Genomic DNA, 18,178 nt, shown 5'->3' on the forward strand with positions numbered 1-18,178 from the left:
AGCCTTTCTCCGCCTCTACATTTGCAGTAATAATTAATACTAGTAAAAAATGAGCAAATTATTTGTTGCAGCAGAGGTTTTCCACGGTCCAGGAAGCCTTGAAGAGTTAAAGAATATAAAAGGTAAAAAAGCTTTTGTCGTAACCGGAGGAAGTTCTATGAAAAAAAGCGGTACGCTGGATAAAGCGATCGCGTTTTTAAATGAAGCAGGTATAGAAACTATTATTTTTGATGGTGTTGAAGAAGATCCATCATCAGCAACAAGTTTTAAAGGTGCAGCAGCAATGCGCGAATTTCAGCCTGACTGGATTGTAGGTCTTGGCGGATGTTCGGCAATTGATGCGGCTAAAACAATGTGGATTTTTTATGAGCATCCAGAGGTAGAATTTGATTCTCTTATTAAACCTTTCAGTGTACCAACCCTAAGAAATAAAGCTAAATTCATAGCAATTCCATCTACCAGCGGAACAGGAACAGAAACTACAGGTTTAGCAGTAATTACAGATCGTGATAAAGGTGTAAAATATCCTATTGTATCTTATGAACTGACTCCTGATATTGCTATTATTGACGGTGAAATCTGTGCATCTATGCCTGCTCACGTAACATCAAATACCGGACTTGATGCTTTAACACACTGCGTTGAAGCGTATGTTTCTAATATCGATGATAATTTTGCTGATGTATTGGCTAAAGGTGGTTTGGAAATTGTTTTTGACAATCTGGAAGAAGCTGTAAAAAATCCATCAAATATAGCAGCGCGTCAAAATATGCATGATGCTTCTTTTATGGGAGGACTGGCTTTTAATAATGCATGGCTAGGTATTGTTCATTCTCTTTCACATCAGGTTGGAGCTTTATATGGTATTCCACACGGATGCGCTAATGCGATCTTCCTTCCTAATGTTATTCGTTATAATAACTCGGCTACTGCCAAATACCCGGCACTGGCTAAATTAATTGGAGGAGAAACAGCAGAAGATCTTGCTCAGGCAATTGAAGGTCTAAGAAAAAATGTAAACAATATTTCTTCGATTAAAGAATTTGGAATTTCTCAAGAAGACTGGGACAAAAACCTAGATTATATTGCCGGTAATGCTTTAATTGATCCATGTACGGGCTTTAATCCTAGAGTACCTACTATAGAAGATTTAAAAAACATCTACAACGCTTGTTACCAAGGACTTGTTTACAACGATACTGTCGTGAATTAATTTGTACTTAAACAAACGAATATTTTAATGAAACCGCCTCGTAATAAGGCGGTTTTTTTATAGATACGAGTTTCATTTTTGTTGATTAGAAACAAAAAAACAGATAGCATATTTTAATAAAAAAGCTTGAAAAGAATTTGCCGTAAATTTCTTTTCAAGCTTTTTTGTTTTAAAATTTCAGTAAAAGTTTTCCTAAAGCTGTTTTACAGAATACGCTTTGAGTATTGCAAATCATTATTCACATAAAATACTAATTAACAAATAGTTAAAACAGACATAAACTATATAGCATCTATTTTAAAAATCATCCGCATAATTCTATAAGCTATCATTAAAATCATATAAACAAAAACGATACAAACAGTATAATTTTAAACTACTACAAAATAGATAGTAAATTAAAATTTAATCATTATGAGAACGATAGCACAACAAGTACAAAAATCAAAGCCATTATTAAAAACCAATGTATCAACATTAGAAAGAATATTAATGGTCACCAGCGGAGCCTATTTAATATATAATGGCCTGTCTAAAGAAAACAAAAGTATTACTAAAGCAGGTGCCGGAGGAGCAATGCTGTTAAGAGGAATTTCAGGATACTGTCCGGTATATGATGCAGCAGGACATTTGATGAATGATAAAGCATCAAATATCAATATAAGACTGAATACTATTATCAATAAACCTGTAGGGGAAGTATTTGATTTTTGGAGAAATCTTGAAAATTTACCAAAATTCATGAGCCACTTAGCCAGCGTTAAAACGATTGATGAAACAACTTCAGAATGGACAGCAAAAGGTCCGGCAGGAATTGGATCTTTCAGCTGGAAAGCTAAAATTGTGAAAGATAGAAAAGACAAGCTTTTAGCCTGGCTTTCTCTTGACGAATCTACAATACGAAATGCCGGAAAAGTAACTTTTAAAAGTCATGGCAACACCACAGAACTTGGTATCACAATTTCATATCATGCTCCATTGGGAATTGCTGGAGAACGTGCGGCAAAACTACTAAATCCGTATTTTGAAAAATTAGTTAAAGACGATATTGCTAATCTAAAAAATCATTTAGAATCAAATTAGTTAATTAAAAAATTAAAACAAAAGCATCATGGATATCACGTTAAAAAAAGGACAGGACGTACGTCAGGAATTTGGCGGTCCTGTGATGAAAGTAATTGGGTTTGAACCCGAACTTATAGAAAATGTAATTACCCAGTGGGAAGATGAGCAGGGAAATATCATAACAGCAAAGTTTATGGATTCACTGCTCATTCCTGCCTGCTCTTAATTGAATAAAACAAGGTGTAACAAATGGGTGTCGGACATACTTTATAAAAGTTTGTCAAAATGGATAGGTAAATCATTTATTCGTTTTCCGGTGGCATTAAAAATAGCATTTGCTATTGCGGGCGGCATCCCTACAACACCAATTTCTCCCACTCCCTTTACCCCAAGATCGCTTATAAAATCATCTTTCTCATCAACAAAAACAACACTTAAATCATGAATATCAGCATGAACAGGTATGTGATATTCGGCTAAGCTGGCATTCATGTATTTTCCAAACTGATGATCTAAAATGGTTTCTTCGTGAAGCGTTTTGCTTATTCCCCAAATCATACCGCCCAGAATTTGGCTTTCGGCTGTTTTTGGATTGATAATTTTTCCCGCCGCTACAGCCGTTACTGCTCTGGTAACTTCTATAACTCCCAATTCTTCGTCAACTTCCACCTCAACAAAAACGGCGCTGTGAACTGCCCTTGCTTTCTTGCCGAATTTTAAAGGATTAGGCATGGAAGTATTAGTTGTTTTTATTTCTTTTCCATCGTTTGCTTCAAAAATTTCTTTGATATTTATTCTGGCTTCCGGATTATTTTTCAGGATTAAAAATCCGTTCGAAAAAATAACGTCCTCAAATTTTGCCTCACTTAATACAGAATTGTTCAGATATTTTGCTTTATCAAATACTTTTTCAATTAGCGCTTTACAACTTGCTTTAACAGCAGGACCAACAGTAGCAGTTGTAAAAGAACCTCCCTGAATAGGCGCAAAAGGCATTTTACTATCTGCATATGAAAATGTAATATCTTCGATAGGAATTCCCAATTCATCCGAAGCAATTTGTGACATAATGGTCAAAGTTCCGGTTCCAATATCGGTAACGGCACTTTTAATTTCTACTTTTCCATCATTGGTCATAATAGCCTGAGCTCTTGCCAAAAGTCGGTTTGCATCCCATATTCCTGTCGCCATCCCATAACCAACAAGTTTATTTCCTCTTTTAACACTTCTTGATATAGGATTTCTGTTATGCCATCCAAATTGCCTTGCACCTTGCAAAAAACATTCTCTAAGTTCTTTGCTGGAATATTCTTTTTCTGAGCTTTTGTCTATTTCAGAATAATTAATTAAACGAAATTCTAAGGGATCAATATTTAATTTATATGCCAGATCATCCATTGTAATCTCGATTGCGTGCATTCCTGTACTTCCTCCCGGCGCTCGCATATCCAATGGTGTATATACATCCAGCGAAACCAGTTCATGCTCTAACAAAGTGTTTTCGGCTGGATAAAGCATATTCGCCCAATTGACTACAATTTCTACATAATCTTCAAATTGAGACGTCTCACCTATTGCTTTATGATAAATTGCATTGACTTTTCCATTTTCGTCAGCTCCAAATTTCGTTGTTTGCAATGTTGGCGGTCTATGTCCAAACGTATACATTTGAGAGCGATCTAAAGTAACCCTGACATTTCGTTTCAATTTAAGCGACGCCATAACAGCCATGAACAACTGGTATTGCGGACGAAGACCTGAGCCAAAAGCGCCGCCTACAAAGGGCGCAATTACCTGCACATTTTTCATTTTCAGACCAAAAACATTTGAAACATACAATTGCGAATTAATAGTTCCTTGTGTTTTGTCGTATATTTTAAGCTTGTTCTTTCCTTCATAAATAACAGTTGAGGCGAACATTTCCATTGGGTTATGATGCTCTGTTCCGTGTTTGAATACGCCGATACTTTTTACCGCAGCATTTTCGAAGGCAGCTTCAAAATTTCCTTTTGGTTTTGGCGGAGGCGGTTTCAGCATTGATGCAAGGCCTTTTTTAGGGGTTCTGGCTTTATATAAATTGGCTTCCAAATCAGTTTCAAATGCTTCTTCCTGATAAGCAAGTTTAATTTTTGTTGCGGCATACCTTGCCATTTCAAAAGTTTCGGCCACTACCAAAGCAATAGGCTGACCGTTATAGCGAATTATATTATCTTTTAAAGGTTTAAAAACCGTTCCGGGCGGTGCATCCATATCGGCATACTGAAAATCAAACCACGCCGTTGAAGGTCGGTTTTCATGTGTAAAAACCTCTACCACACCTTTTAACTTCATTGCATCCGAAGTATTCATAATCTTGATTTTTCCTTTTGTAATGGTGCTGTTAACCACATATCCGTACAATAAATCATCGGCATCATATTCTCCGGCATACTTTGCGGCTCCGGTTACTTTCAAGCGTCCTTCCAAACGGCTTATTGGTTTTCCTTTTGAGGGTAATTTTGTCATTTCTTTCAATTTTAAACTACATTTATAATGAGGGTTTTGACCCCGGACGCTGTGATTCTGGATGTAGTGCCATAAAGCAGTTACGTACAATAGCTCTTTTTGCCAGTTCAATTTTAAAACTGTTATGTTCATAGCCTTTTGCGCCTTCCAAAATGATATTGGCTGCATTTTCAAAGTTTTCTTTATTTGGTGCTTTGGCTTTTAAAAAATCTTCGGCTTCAGAAACACGCCACGGTTTATGCGCCACACCGCCCAAAGCAATTCTGGCCTCTTTTATAGTATTATCTTCAATTTCAAAAGCTGCCGCGACAGAAACCAGTGCAAATGCATAAGAACTTCTATCTCTTAATTTTAAATACGAATAGTTTTTATTAAATCCTTCTTTGGGCAAATCAATACTTGTAATGATTTCTCCGTGTTTAAGAGAATTATCGATATGGGGAGAATCTCCGGGAAGCTGGTGAAATTCGGCGAAAGCCAAAACCCTTTCCCCTTCCGGACCATTAATATTTACCACAGCATCAAGAGCCCTTAAAGCCACACACATATCCGAAGGAAAAACTGCAATACAACTTTCGCTTTGTCCTAAAATAGCATGAATGCGGTTATAGCCTTTAATGGCAGAACAGCCTGAACCCGGATCTCTTTTGTTGCAGGGTGTATTAATGTCATAAAAATAATAACATCGGGTTCGCTGCATAAGATTACCGCCATTTGTTGCCATATTGCGAATTTGAGCCGAAGCACCAGCTAAAATGGCTTTTGATAATAAAGGATAACGTTCTTCTATAATAGGGTCATAAGCCGTATCTGCATTTGTACAAAGCGACCCGAGTCTTACACCTCCGTTATCCAAACGAATAATAGAATTATTTTCTGTGATTGGGTTTATGTCTACGAGTTTATCTGCTTTGGTAATAAAATATTTTAGCAGATCGTTTATATTGGTTCCGCCGGCCACAATTTTATTCCGTATATCTCCATCAATCTGCAAAATTGCTTCGGCAGTATTAGACACTTTTATATAACTAAAATTATTCATGACGTCCTCCTTCCTTCACTTCCATAATGGCATTAATGATTCCTCTGTTGGCACCGCATCGGCAAAGATTACCACTCATCAGTTCCTGAACCTCTTCACGGCTTTTTGCCTTTCCTTCATTTAAAAGTCCAACAGCACTGCAAATTTGTCCTGGTGTGCAATACCCGCATTGAAATGCATCGTGTTCGATAAAAGCTTTTTGAAGCGGATGAAGATCATCGCCATTGGCAATTCCTTCGATGGTAGTAATCTCAGAACCATTTTTCATTACTCCAAGCGTTAAACAGCTTAATATTCGTTTGCCGTCAACAATTATTGTACAGGCGCCGCATTGTCCGTGATCACATCCTTTTTTAGTTCCTGTCAGATGAATTTCTTCGCGAAGGACATCCAGCAGCGAAACCCACGGTAAAAGATCTAAATGATACATTACATTGTTTATGTATAAAATCGTTGGGTGAGTGTTTGTTTCCATTAATTTGTTTTTTGAAGTAAAGAATAACTTTATCTTATTGAAATAAAGCTTTTTAAAAATAGTTTTAAACGATAACTTTTTTTTACACTATTATAGATTCTTCTTACAGAACTTCAATTCATAATTAGAAACTTAAACGACTTGTAAAAAAATCCTCTCTTAAATTTGCTGTGCAAAATCTATAAATCCAAAATTTAATTATGTAAGTATCTGATTTATTGTTTAGTGAAATTTGTTGTTAAATAAAATCAATATGAAAACATTTTTAAAAAATAATGGATTATGTATCTGCTTTTTAGTGCTTTTCATAGTATCCTTTATTGGGCAGGTAATTTTTGGATTTGAAGAACATAATAAAGAACTTATCGATGAAGGGAGCAAAATGATAAGTCTTGGTTCTTATTTTTTATCTGGTCATTTTTTTCAATCAACTTTTGAAAATTGGGAAAGCGAATTTTTACAAATGGCTTTGTTTGTTGTACTGACTATTTTTCTTAAACAAAAAGGTTCATCAGAATCTAAAAAAATTGACGAACCCGAAGAAGTTGACAGACAGCCGGACCGCCATCGTAAAAATGCGCCTTGGCCTGTTAAAAAAGGTGGATTAATTCTACTGCTCTACAAACACTCTCTTTCTCTTGTTTTGTTTTTACTGTTTTTAATTTCTTTTATTATTCATTTTTATGGAAGTTTAAAAGATGAAAATGAACAATTGGCAATCAAAGGGAAATCTCTTGAAACCATTTCAACTTATATAAGAGACTCCAGGTTTTGGTTTGAATCATTTCAAAATTGGCAAAGCGAATTTCTCTCTGTTTTTGCTATTGTCATGCTTTCTGTTTATTTAAGACAAATAGGTTCCTCACAATCAAAACCGGTTGATGCGGCACATATGGAAACGGGAGAATAGTTTTTAACCCAAACCATAATAAACACATTTAAATGGGAATTATAAAAGTCTTTCCTTAAATTATAAAAACAGTTTTGAATAAGTAAGTTTATATTTACGAGTAAAAAATAAAATCAGCCTTTTTAATATATCAACTGAGGCAGTATGTTTGTAATCGCCTGAAAAAGTAGTCCAGAGTGTGAAATTACAGCAATCTATAGCAGCATATTAAAATAAAAAGAATACGTAAAGAATATAAAGCCTACTCTATATAAATAAAATAGACTTTATAAATTGAACATCTCCCTACGGTTTTGTTCCGTTAATTGAATCTTTTCTCTGCGGAGTCGTACTTTGTGCAGACTTTACAGTTTTTCCTTTCTTGTCAGTACGCTGTTTGTTTACTGTATCTCCTTTTTTTGTATTAGAGTTTTTTTGCGTACTGGTGTTGTGTTTACTTTTCTTTTGATGAATCGTATCTGTACTCTGCTTTTTCTGAACAGGTGTTTCCTGAGCAGATGCAAATCCAAAACACAAAATCATACAAAAGCTTAAAATTAAATGTTTCATAATTTCTTTTATTTTAATTAATAATTTGATTTTCAAAACAATACCATTTTGTTTCATAGCAAATTTTAAGGTTTTGAAGTTCAGTTTTTTATACCCAGAATTATTTAAGTTATATGATTGCCATAAATCCAAATGATAATGAATACGAATGAAATACTAACAGAGACAAATTCAAAAACACAATTTCCGGTTGTAGCAATAGCAACTGCGGCAAATGAAATTGATGTATTAAAAAATATGCTTTCTGATCTACCCCCAGACTCAGGAATGGCCTATCTTATTTTTCAAGATTTATCTTTAAACCAATCTGATAATTTGGCAGAAGCAATTTCTGCAAACAGCAAAATTCCTGTAATTGAAATTATCCAACAAATTGATATTAAACCTAATAACATTTATATTATTCCAGAGAATAACTTTTTAATTCTTGAAAATGGTATATTAAAACTTAAATCGAGAAACAGAAGCAGTAAAGTAAATAACTGTCTGGATATTTATTTTGAAGCTGTTGGGCAAACATTTCAAAGTTATGCCGTTGGTTTAATGCTTACCTGGACTTCTTTTGATGGATCTGCAGGACTCAAAAAACTTAAAGAAAACGGAGGTTCTACAATTGCCGTAGTTTCAAAAAATGGATTTATTCAAAATGCAGTAACATCAGAATATATAGATTATTTTGTATCTCCAGGTGATATAACTGAAAAGTTAGTCCAGATTCACGAAAGTAAATTAGCCACTCATTCATACGAAGAAAAAGAAAACACAGCAGCGGAAAAGAAATTATTTGATGAAATTATTTCTATATTATTTCAAAAAACCGGTACCAATTTCCAGCATTACAAGGACACAACCTTGCGAAGAAGAATTGCCAAAAGAATGGTAGTAACCAAACAGGAAACCACTGAAATGTATTTGAAGTTCCTGAAAAACAATACAATTGAGCAGGATTTGTTATTTAATGATATACTTATTCCGGTAACTTATTTTTTCCGGGATCAAAAAGCTTTTGATAATTTATGCGGCAATACATTTCCCTCTTTAATTGATAGTTTAAAAACCGATGTAATTAGAGTTTGGTGTGCAGGATGCTCTACAGGAGAAGAAGCCTATTCGATCGCCATTTGTATTCATGACTATCTTGAAGAAACAAACAGAACGAATATAAAAGTACAGATTATTGCTTCTGACTTATCTCAAAAATGCATCGCAAATGCCCGTGCAGGAAATTATACGGCACAGGACGTAAAAAACATAAGTGAAACCAGACTAGAGAAATACTTTACCAAAAGAGACAACAGCTTTCATGTCAATAAAATAATTCGTGATATGTGTGTTTTTGCCGTTCATGATTTAACAAAAGATACGCCTTTTGCAAAAATTGATTTTATATCCTGCCGGAATGTGCTGATTTATTTTGATACAGAACTACAAAATCAAGTTCTATCGTCGTTTCATTACGCACTACGGGATCAGGGAATCTTATTTCTTGGAAAATCAGAATGGGCACAAAATGTACCGCACTTATTTACTGCAATTGATCAAACTGATAAAATATACACCCGAAAAACATTTTTACAACTTCATCAAAAAGAAATATATACTACGACTAATACAGTAAAACATATTACTAAAGGAATTGAGCAGAGTATACCAGATGAAAAAGACTATCGGAAAATTGCCTCAGATATTCTTCTCGAACAGTTTTCTCCCGCAGCGGTAATAATAAACGAAGATCTCGAAATTATACATTTTCATGGCGATACAAGCCCGTTTTTACAGCCTGCATCAGGAAAACCTAGTTTTAACATTCTAAATATGGTAAGAGATGAACTGGAATTTGAACTTCGAAATTATATTTTAAAGGCTCGAAATGAGAAAAAAAATTATTCAGGAGAATTTACAGAGGTAAAAAAACAACCTTTTTTGACTTCTTTTGAAGTAATTTACCTTCCTAATCATACTGAACTTCTGCTGATTATATTCTGCAAGAAAAATAACATCCCGGCAAAAAACGAACAAATCGGAGCTTCAAATCCAGATCATACACAACAAATCGAAAAAGAATTAACACAGCTTCGGGGTGATTTTAAGAGAGTAACCGAAGAACAACAGCTCTATTTTGAAGAACTTCAGACTTCTAATGAAGAATTATTGAGCAGCACCGAAGAATTGCAAATTATCAATTATCAGCTCGAAAGTTTAACTATTGAACTTTTATCCAATAACGAAGAATTATCTTGTATAAATGATGAATTAAAAGACCGCAGGGAAGAACTCGCTTTGATGCGCAATTTTTATGAATCAATTGTAAAAACCATTAGAGAACCTTTACTTATTATTGACAAAAACTTTATTATCAAAAGTGCCAATCCCTCTTTTTATAATTATTTTAAAACTACAGAAGAAAAAACCGAAGGTTTATCTGTTTTGGAAATAGGAAATTCGCATTGGAACGTTCCTGCATTTAAAGAATCTATATTAAAAAAAACAAGTAGAAATGAAATTGTAGAAAATTTTAAAATCCAATTTGATTTTGATGTTATTGGTAAAAAAACAATACTTATAAACGCCTCTCCAATCGTTAATTCGACGCCAAACGGAATGATTTTGTTAGCGATTGAAGATAGTACTGATTTAGAACAAAGTAATGAATCATTAAAAATAAAAAACCTTGAACTTCAGGCCTACAACCAGCAATTAGAATCTTTTACTTTTGCCGCAAGCGAAAGTTTACTCGAACCTATACGTAAAATTTATATGTTTGGTAAAAAAGTTTTAGACGGCGAAAAAATACTAACCGAAACAAGCAGGCATAATTTAAGCCGATTATTAAGTTCTGCGGTCAATATGAATCAGCTTATTGAAGACGTAATCGATTATTCTAAAATCAACTTTGGCCGGAAAGATTTAAAAAAAACAGATCTAAATATTCTTCTAAAAAAGATAATTAATGACCTTAAAACTCCAAAAACCGGACAAAAGCCTTTAATAAAAATCAATGCACTGCCCACACTTTATATTATTCCTTCGCAGATGCATCAGCTTTTTACTCACTTGATATCTAACTCAATAAAATATGCAAAACAAACTGCCGCACCAGAAATTACAATTGGAATAGAAAATGTTTCTGCCGAAGAACTAATTGATTTTGGAGCTGATCCAAGCATTAATTATGTCAAACTTTTTGTAAGCGACAACGGAATTGGTTTTAGTAAAAATTTTGAAACTCTTATTTTTAATCCCTTCTACAAACTTCACAGCAATGACCAACAGTACGGCAGCGGACTTGGATTGACGCTGGTTCAAAAAATAGTTTACAATCATAAAGGATTTATAAAAGTTTCCAGCGAGCCCAGCAAAGGAACTATTGTGTTTATTTATCTGCCCGCTTGAAAAAGAAAAAATTAAGTCTCCAGAAAATGGGGACTTTTTTATGAATTTTAATTCCTATGGCAATTGTGGAATATTGAAAGTGAATCTTATAAAAAAGACATGTCTGCAAAATCTAAATTTGAAACACTGGATAATTCACGATCTGTAACTACCTATAAACCTGAAAGGTAATATCGTGCATTGTTTAAAGTTTTTAACTAATAAGAAACACCATGAAAAATTTTCAAGACGAAAAACAACGCGATTTATCCATCAATACCTCCGATGGAACAAACAAATTTTTAACTACAGATCAGGGCGTAAAAATTAATGATGATAATAATTCATTGAAAGCCGGTGATCGCGGACCATCATTATTAGAAGATTTTATTTTAAGGGAAAAAATCACTCATTTTGATCATGAAAGAATTCCGGAAAGAATTGTTCATGCGCGAGGCTCAGGAGCACACGGTTTTTTTGAAGTCACTAACCCAATTCCTGAACTTACAAAAGCAGGATTCTTGCAGGAAAAAGGACAAAAAACATCTGTTTTTGCCCGTTTCTCTACAGTTGCAGGATCAAGAGGTTCTACAGATCTTGCAAGAGATGCAAGAGGATTTGCCGTAAAATTTTATACTCAGGAAGGTATTTATGATTTAGTTGCCAATAATATTCCGGTATTTTTTATTCAGGATGCATCAAAATTTCCTGATCTTGTTCATGCCGTAAAACCGGAACCTCATAACGAAATGCCACAAGCCGCATCAGCACACGATACCTTTTGGGATTTTATTTCATTGATGCCGGAATCTATGCACATGATTATGTGGGTAATGTCAGACCGCGCCATTCCAAGAAGTTACAGAATGATGGAAGGTTTTGGTGTTCATACTTTTAGATTGATAAATGCTCAGGAAGAATCCGTTTTTGTAAAATTTCACTTTAAACCAAAATTAGGAACACACGCGGTTGCCTGGGATGAAGCTCAGAAAATTTCGGGAAAAAACCCGGATTTTCACAGACAAGATTTATGGGAAGCCATTGATACAGGAAACTTTCCTGAATGGGAATTAGGGGTTCAGGTTATTCCAGCCGAAGATGAACATAAATATGATTTTGATTTATTAGACCCAACTAAAATTGTTCCCGAAGAACTAGTTCCTGTTACCATTATAGGAAGAATGGTCTTGAACAAAAATCCAGAAAATTTCTTTGCAGAGACTGAACAAATCGCTTTTCATCCGGGTCATGTCGTTCCGGGAATCGATTTTTCTAATGATCCGCTTTTACAGGGAAGATTATTCTCTTATACTGATACACAATTATCAAGATTAGGAAGTCCGAATTTTCATGAAATTCCAATTAACAGAAGCGTTGCTCCCGTGCACAACAATCAGCGTGACGGACATATGCGCCAGGAAATTAATAAAGGACGTGTAAGTTATTCTCCAAATTCACTTGGCGGAGGATGTCCGTATCAGGCAAAAATTGCCGAAGGCGGATTTGCAAGTTTTAACGAACGTGTAGACTCTCATAAAGTAAGGGCGAGAAGCGAAAGTTTTAACGATCATTTCGGACAGGCAAAACTGTTTTTTAACAGCCAGACACCAGAAGAAAAAAGCCATATCGTAAAAGCATTACGTTTTGAACTTGGAAAAGTAGAAACCACAGCAATCAGAGTTAGAATGCTTGGATTATTATCTCAGGTTGATATCGAACTTGCGGAAAAAGTAGCACAAGGTCTTGGTGCAGCCGTACCATCGACTTTAGAAACTCCTATTAACAAAGGCGTTTCACCGGAAACGGAAGAAGCAGGAACACAAGAACCACAAACTGTTCAATCTTCGGTTGAATCTTCGCAAGCTTTAAGCATGATTAATAATCCAACCAATTCACCCACTATTGAATCCAGAAAAGTAGCAATTCTTGTATCTGATGGTGTTTCTGAAGCATCAGTAATGAACATGAAAAATGCTTTGAAAAAAGCGGGTGCCAAAGGATGTGTCATTGCACCGCATTTAGGTTCTGTAGCCACAGATTCTGAAGGAGCAATTCCAGCTGAGTTTAGTTTTTTAACCGCTTCATCTGTATTATTTGATGCTGTTTATGTACCACACGGATCAGCACTTAATGCTTTAGCCGAAAATGATGATGCACTTGAATACTTAAATGATGCTTACAAACATTGTAAAGTGATTGGTGCCGATGGTGAAGCTTCTGAAATTATCAGCGGAGCGCCATTTGCCAAAAAAATTACAAATGAAGATGAAGGTGTAATTATAACCAGCGAAATTGCCGGTGAAGCATTTGTTCAGCAATTTATAAACGCGATGACCAAACACCGCTTTTGGCAGCGTGAACCCAACTTATACAATTAATTTCAAAAAAAATAAAAAATGAAAAATTCAGAAAAACAAGGCCAGACTAACGCAGCGCAACCCGCAGCAAGTCAGTTAAAGGATATAAAAAACAACGCAAAAATTAATATCGTAGAACCGGCACCAGATGCTGCCACAGAACTAAAAGGTTTATTTATTGACAGTCTGAAAGATATTTACTGGGCAGAGAACGCTTTAGTTGGTGCTTTGCCAAAAATGGCGGCTAATGCATCATCAGCCGGACTTTCGGGAACTATTTTAGAACATCTTTCTGTAACTCAAAACCAAGTTACAAGATTAGAACAGGTTTTTGATTTATTGGGCGAAAAAGCAGAAGGCAAAAAATGTGAAGCCATGGCAGGTTTACTAAAAGAAGGAGACAGTATTCTTTTAGAAACTACTCCTGGCGCCGTTAGAGATGCCGGAATAATAGCCGCTTCGCAAAAAATAGAACATTATGAAATTGCTACTTATGGAACTTTAGTGGCTTTTGCAAAAGCAATTGGCGAAAATGATGCTGCAAAATTATTAACACAGACTCTTGCAGAAGAAAAAGAAGCAGATTGTTTACTAAACGACGCAGCACTTAATTTTATAAACATCGCAGCAGTAGAATAGTCTAACATTATTTCTTTACTTTTTATCTTACCTCGAAAAACACCTGCAAATGCAGGTGTTTTTTATATTAATATATTTCAATTGGAATTTATGAAATCAGCAGGCAACAAACTACATTCAAAAACTAAATAACTGTTAATTATACAATTAGAAGTGGTGTTATATGTAAAATAATGATTTAAAGTCCCTGTACATTTGGCTTATTAACAAATCTAAAAAATTTATATCATGGCAACTTCAAACACTAAAAAAAGCACTGAGAGTGCTAAAGGATCAGATAAACAAACTGATAAAAAAGAAACGGCTTCAAAAGGCGGTTCTAAATCTGCTTCGGATACAAAAAAAGAAACAGGTTCAACTAAAAAATAACTTTTAAAAATTGTACATTATGAATTTAGAAGAAAAAGAAAATTACAATCTTGAAGATCAGAATTTTCAAAATAAAGAACGATACGAAGATCCGGATATTGATGCACCGCCAGCAGATAATTCGATATCTGACAATGCTGAACCTGATTATGGAAATGATTTGGAAAGTCAGGAACTTGGCAACGAGGAATTAGCTAATGAAAATCTTGGCAATGAAGAAACAGATACCGATGAATTTGGTTCTGATAAATTAGACAGTGACGAGCTGGATGATGAATTTGACAATGAAGATATTGGCAATGAAGAATTAGATAATGAGGAACTGGGAGATTTAGATGACGAAGAAGGTACTAGCCCGAATCGGAATTTATAAATAAATTTAAACCCGTTTGAAATTCAGACGGGTTTAAATATTATACGTTTTGTTTCTGTTTTATTCTACAGAAAACAATATAAACCAAACATGGAAATAATGTAAAACAAAAAAGATAATTATATAAAAAACAGCTTTGCCCAAATTTATCTTTGTACATCTGAATTATCTCACAAAGGATATAAAATGAAAAACTTCTATTCTTTTTATAAATGTAATAGCACAAGGAACCAAAAAGAAGCACATTACATAAAGCAGTTATTTAATAAAACCACAAATTAAAGTAATTATTCTAAAAATTAAAACTTATGGAAAATTTAAAAATAACTCACCGCAAAAGTCATTGCACCATTTCTAATACCAGAATGTACACTGGCGAAAATAATGAATTAGTTTGTATAAAAGTCTATAAAGGCGACTGGGGACACTGGGATGAAAAACCTGAAACCCAACGTCAAGAGAATAATGATACTAATCAGGAAATTTTTTCTGATAAAAATTCTGATAAAGAAAAATAATCAATTTAAAATATATCTTCTAAATTATAGAATTTATCTTAATTATATAATGCCCTAAATTTATTTACTATTTTAAAATCGCCCTAAATAAATTTAAAATCCACCTAAATAAACTTATCTAATAAATTTTAATAGTTTTGCTCTTATATGGACCAGCTATGAAAAATATTTTAAGTGACAAAGGTGAAGCTCTTATTAGTATTGAAAAAAGCGAAAATTATTCTCTAGGAACCCCTATTCAATTATCTCAATATTCTATAATTCTGGTTCATAAAGGAGAAGGAATCTACCACGCTGATTTCGCTTCCTTTAATTTCTCCGGCCCTACACTATTATTCTCTACTCCTTTACAGACCATATTTATTGATCCATCTAAAAATATTGACTATACCGTAATATTATTTCATGGTGATTTTTACTGCATCGAAGCGCATCGGGAAGAAGTTGCCTGCAACGGGCTTCTTTTTAATAATATCTATTTGCAGCCTTCTGTAATAATTTCACAACAACAGCATAATGTTTTTTGTAAGCTGTTACAGCATCTGGAAGAAGAACTATCTGACCCCGATTCTTCAGAAATGATTTTAAAATCTTATTTGCAGGTAATCTTAGCGAAATGCAGTACTGCCAAAATACGAACTATGGATAAAGATGCTGTAGTTTTAGCTAAAGATGAAAAAATGGAACAGTTTAGAATTTTGCTGGATGAAAAATATTTGGTTCTCCATAAACCTAATGATTATGCTGCAATACTTTCTATTTCACCAAATACCCTGACCAAAAAAAGCATTAAATATTTTGGAAAAACACCAAGTCAGTTAATTCAAGACAGACTGATACTGGAAGCCAAAAAAATGCTTCATCTTACTACACTCAGCATTAAGGAAATTGCATATCAGCTGCAATTTAATGATGAATACTACTTTAGTCGTTTCTTTAAAAAATGCACCCAGATTTCTCCACAGGCCTTTAGAAATAAAGGAGGCATTTCTCAAGTGGCATATTTGTCCAAGTAATATCCTTTTTCGTCCATTTTAGGGCTGCGTCATACGCTATAACTTTGTTTCATCAAATAAGTAAAACTTTTATTATGAAACAAATGTTACATTTTTTAGCAAATGCTCAACAGCAATTTATCCATTTCATCAGAATATCAACTGCAATTGTTATGATCTGGATTGGCGGACTCAAAGCCTTTCATTACGAAGCAGAAGGAATTGTTCCTTTTGTTGCCAACAGTCCGTTAATGAGTTTTTTCTACTCTAAAGAAGCTCCTGAATACAAACAATACAAAAACCTTGAAGGTCAGGAAATATCAAAAAACATTGCCTGGCACGAAGAAAATGGCACCTATGTCTTTTCAATTGGTCTTGGTCTTGTTATCGTTATCATAGGATTAATGAACTTAGCAGGTATATTTTATTACAAAATAGGTCTTATTGGCGGCCTGTTAACTTTTGCAATGTCATTGGTAACACTTTCTTTCTTAATAACTACTCCAGAAGTGTACGTGCCAAATTTGGGCGGTGACTTTCCAACTGAGCATTTTGGCTTTCCATTTCTTTCTGCTGCGGGCAGACTCGTTATTAAAGATGTAATCATGATGGCCGCCGGACTGGTTACAGCTTCAGATTCTGCTCGAAGAATACTTTTAAATAAAATACAATCTTAATTTTATAAAATAAATATCATGAAAACAATTCAAGTTCCTGCTAAAGATCAATTAAACCCAATTTCACAATCTATATTGGAAACAGTAGAATCTAAAATGGGAAAAATCCCAAATCTATATGCTGTTATCGGTTATTCATCCTCTGCATTAAAAGCAATGTTAGATACAGAAGCTGCCCTTTCTACTGATTCTTCTTTTTCGGCAAAAGAAAGAGAAGCTGTAAACCTTATCGTTTCTCAAATAAATAATTGTGATTATTGTCTCGCGGCTCATACCATGATTGGAAAAATGAGAGGTTATACCCAAGAAGATACCCTTGCTATTCGCAAAGCACAATTCAGCGATGTTAAACTTAATGCAGTTATTGTATTGGCAAAATCGATTACGTCTAATAAAGGAGCTGCTGACCCATATGATTTAGAACGTTTTTTTGAAGCGGGTTATGACGAAAAAGCTTTAGTAGAACTTACCGCATTGATTGCCTTAAGAAGTTTTACAAATTATGTTTTTGCAAATACTAAAATTCCCGTAGATTTTCCTGAAGCGGCATCTTTATAATTTAGTCATAAAAAAAACGTATCACATAAATTAAATGTGATACGTTTTTTTATTTCTTTATCCTCTCTTTTAATCTTCTATCCTGTTATTCCAGAAATTTTTTTGATAATTAAGTCCTTTAATCGTTCCTGATTATCATCTCCCCAGCGTCCTAAAACACCAATAACCGGAATCAAACTTTCACCAAAATCAGTTAAACTGTATTCAACCTTTGGCGGTACTACAGGATATATTTTCCTAACCTATGTCCCGATTTGTACAATAGAGGAAAAACTTATCCTATATGAATCGTGATTCCTATAATACCACAATGAAACCTCTTGCTTTTGAAAGAAATTCTGAAAAAGCCGGTTTAAAAGCAGAAGTATCCGGAACTTTTTCCGGCAGTCCTCTCACCTTAACTTATAATTTTGAGTTTGATGATAAAAAAATCCAATCGCAGCAGATTAATTAATTTGTTTTAACCCGCACATTAATCAAATAAAACACTCATTAACAACCAAATATACTTTTAATTCATGCTGTATTATTTAACAAAATTTCAAAGCAACGATATATCGT

19 protein-coding genes are annotated in these 18,178 nt (G+C 34.2%); 14 read left to right on the forward strand and 5 right to left on the reverse strand.

Going from position 1 to position 18,178, the window contains the following annotated elements; translation table 11 throughout:
• Window positions 1-49 precede the first annotated feature (49 nt).
• From L1276_RS01985 to L1276_RS01995, 3 genes are all read left to right on the forward strand, one after another.
• On the forward strand, window positions 50-1,213 hold the full coding sequence (locus L1276_RS01985; RefSeq protein WP_253784930.1) for an iron-containing alcohol dehydrogenase: 1,164 nt from the start codon (window positions 50-52) through the stop codon (window positions 1,211-1,213).
• A 414-nt stretch (window positions 1,214-1,627) separates the two neighbouring features.
• Window positions 1,628-2,296 carry an SRPBCC family protein gene (locus L1276_RS01990; protein ID WP_253784932.1) on the forward strand — a complete coding sequence of 223 codons (669 nt, stop codon included), beginning with the start codon at window positions 1,628-1,630 and terminating at the stop codon, window positions 2,294-2,296.
• A 28-nt stretch (window positions 2,297-2,324) separates the two neighbouring features.
• Window positions 2,325-2,504: a hypothetical protein gene (locus L1276_RS01995; protein ID WP_253784934.1), complete on the forward strand. Its 180-nt coding sequence runs from the start codon at window positions 2,325-2,327 to the stop codon at window positions 2,502-2,504.
• 41 nt (window positions 2,505-2,545) lie between these two features.
• Here the strand turns inward: L1276_RS01995 and L1276_RS02000 are convergent, their stop codons facing one another.
• The 3 genes from L1276_RS02000 to L1276_RS02010 are packed head-to-tail and all read right to left on the reverse strand — an operon-like array spanning window position 2,546 to window position 6,300.
• Complete coding sequence (locus tag L1276_RS02000) at window positions 2,546-4,783, reverse strand: xanthine dehydrogenase family protein molybdopterin-binding subunit (protein ID WP_253784936.1); 2,238 nt, start codon at window positions 4,781-4,783, stop codon at window positions 2,546-2,548.
• Between the two features lie 22 nt (window positions 4,784-4,805).
• Entirely contained in the window at window positions 4,806-5,825 is a 1,020-nt protein-coding gene (locus tag L1276_RS02005; protein ID WP_253784938.1) for a xanthine dehydrogenase family protein subunit M, read from the reverse strand.
• A complete protein-coding gene (locus L1276_RS02010) occupies window positions 5,818-6,300 on the reverse strand; it encodes a (2Fe-2S)-binding protein (protein WP_253784940.1) in 483 nt (160 codons plus the stop codon). The genes L1276_RS02005 and L1276_RS02010 overlap by 8 nt, the downstream gene beginning before the upstream one ends.
• Before the next feature lie 253 nt (window positions 6,301-6,553).
• On the opposite strand from L1276_RS02010, the gene L1276_RS02015 reads away from it, so the two are divergent.
• Entirely contained in the window at window positions 6,554-7,210 is a 657-nt protein-coding gene (locus tag L1276_RS02015) for a DUF6766 family protein (protein ID WP_253784942.1), read from the forward strand.
• 285 nt (window positions 7,211-7,495) lie between these two features.
• On the opposite strand, the gene L1276_RS02020 is transcribed toward L1276_RS02015, so the two are convergent.
• Window positions 7,496-7,759: a hypothetical protein gene (locus tag L1276_RS02020; RefSeq protein ID WP_253784944.1), complete on the reverse strand. Its 264-nt coding sequence runs from the start codon at window positions 7,757-7,759 to the stop codon at window positions 7,496-7,498.
• Between the two features lie 138 nt (window positions 7,760-7,897).
• Here L1276_RS02020 and L1276_RS02025 point away from each other — a divergent pair, with 138 nt between their 5' ends.
• The 9 genes from L1276_RS02025 to L1276_RS02065 all read left to right on the forward strand — a co-directional run bounded on the left by L1276_RS02025 (window position 7,898) and on the right by L1276_RS02065 (window position 17,617).
• Window positions 7,898-11,152, forward strand: coding sequence for a CheR family methyltransferase (locus L1276_RS02025; RefSeq protein ID WP_253784946.1), 3,255 nt, complete (start codon window positions 7,898-7,900; stop codon window positions 11,150-11,152).
• 212 nt (window positions 11,153-11,364) lie between these two features.
• Complete coding sequence (locus L1276_RS02030) at window positions 11,365-13,509, forward strand: catalase (RefSeq protein WP_253784948.1); 2,145 nt, start codon at window positions 11,365-11,367, stop codon at window positions 13,507-13,509.
• Between the two features lie 18 nt (window positions 13,510-13,527).
• Window positions 13,528-14,127: a ferritin-like domain-containing protein gene (locus tag L1276_RS02035; RefSeq protein ID WP_253784950.1), complete on the forward strand. Its 600-nt coding sequence runs from the start codon at window positions 13,528-13,530 to the stop codon at window positions 14,125-14,127.
• A 228-nt stretch (window positions 14,128-14,355) separates the two neighbouring features.
• The gene (locus L1276_RS02040) at window positions 14,356-14,496 is read left to right on the forward strand and encodes a hypothetical protein (protein WP_253784952.1); all 141 of its coding nucleotides are present in this window, start codon (window positions 14,356-14,358) and stop codon (window positions 14,494-14,496) included.
• A 19-nt stretch (window positions 14,497-14,515) separates the two neighbouring features.
• Window positions 14,516-14,869, forward strand: coding sequence for a hypothetical protein (locus tag L1276_RS02045; protein WP_253784954.1), 354 nt, complete (start codon window positions 14,516-14,518; stop codon window positions 14,867-14,869).
• A gap of 308 nt (window positions 14,870-15,177) precedes the next feature.
• Entirely contained in the window at window positions 15,178-15,387 is a 210-nt protein-coding gene (locus tag L1276_RS02050; protein WP_253784956.1) for a hypothetical protein, read from the forward strand.
• Between the two features lie 158 nt (window positions 15,388-15,545).
• Entirely contained in the window at window positions 15,546-16,403 is an 858-nt protein-coding gene (locus tag L1276_RS02055) for an AraC family transcriptional regulator (RefSeq protein WP_253784958.1), read from the forward strand.
• Window positions 16,404-16,477: 74 nt separating this feature from the next.
• Entirely contained in the window at window positions 16,478-17,059 is a 582-nt protein-coding gene (locus L1276_RS02060) for a DUF417 family protein (protein ID WP_253784960.1), read from the forward strand.
• An 18-nt stretch (window positions 17,060-17,077) separates the two neighbouring features.
• On the forward strand, window positions 17,078-17,617 hold the full coding sequence (locus L1276_RS02065; RefSeq protein ID WP_253784962.1) for a carboxymuconolactone decarboxylase family protein: 540 nt from the start codon (window positions 17,078-17,080) through the stop codon (window positions 17,615-17,617).
• Window positions 17,618-17,694: 77 nt separating this feature from the next.
• Here the strand turns inward: L1276_RS02065 and L1276_RS25240 are convergent, their stop codons facing one another.
• Window positions 17,695-17,850, reverse strand: coding sequence for a winged helix-turn-helix transcriptional regulator (locus L1276_RS25240; RefSeq protein ID WP_371924145.1), 156 nt, complete (start codon window positions 17,848-17,850; stop codon window positions 17,695-17,697).
• Window positions 17,851-17,900: 50 nt separating this feature from the next.
• Between L1276_RS25240 and L1276_RS02070 the strand changes: the two genes are divergently transcribed.
• Window positions 17,901-18,071, forward strand: a complete 171-nt coding sequence (locus L1276_RS02070; RefSeq protein WP_253784965.1) for a hypothetical protein — start codon at window positions 17,901-17,903, stop codon at window positions 18,069-18,071.
• Window positions 18,072-18,178: the final 107 nt, after the last annotated feature.

The sequence above is a fragment of the Flavobacterium sp. HSC-32F16 genome (genome assembly GCF_024171645.1).
Classification (GTDB): domain Bacteria; phylum Bacteroidota; class Bacteroidia; order Flavobacteriales; family Flavobacteriaceae; genus Flavobacterium.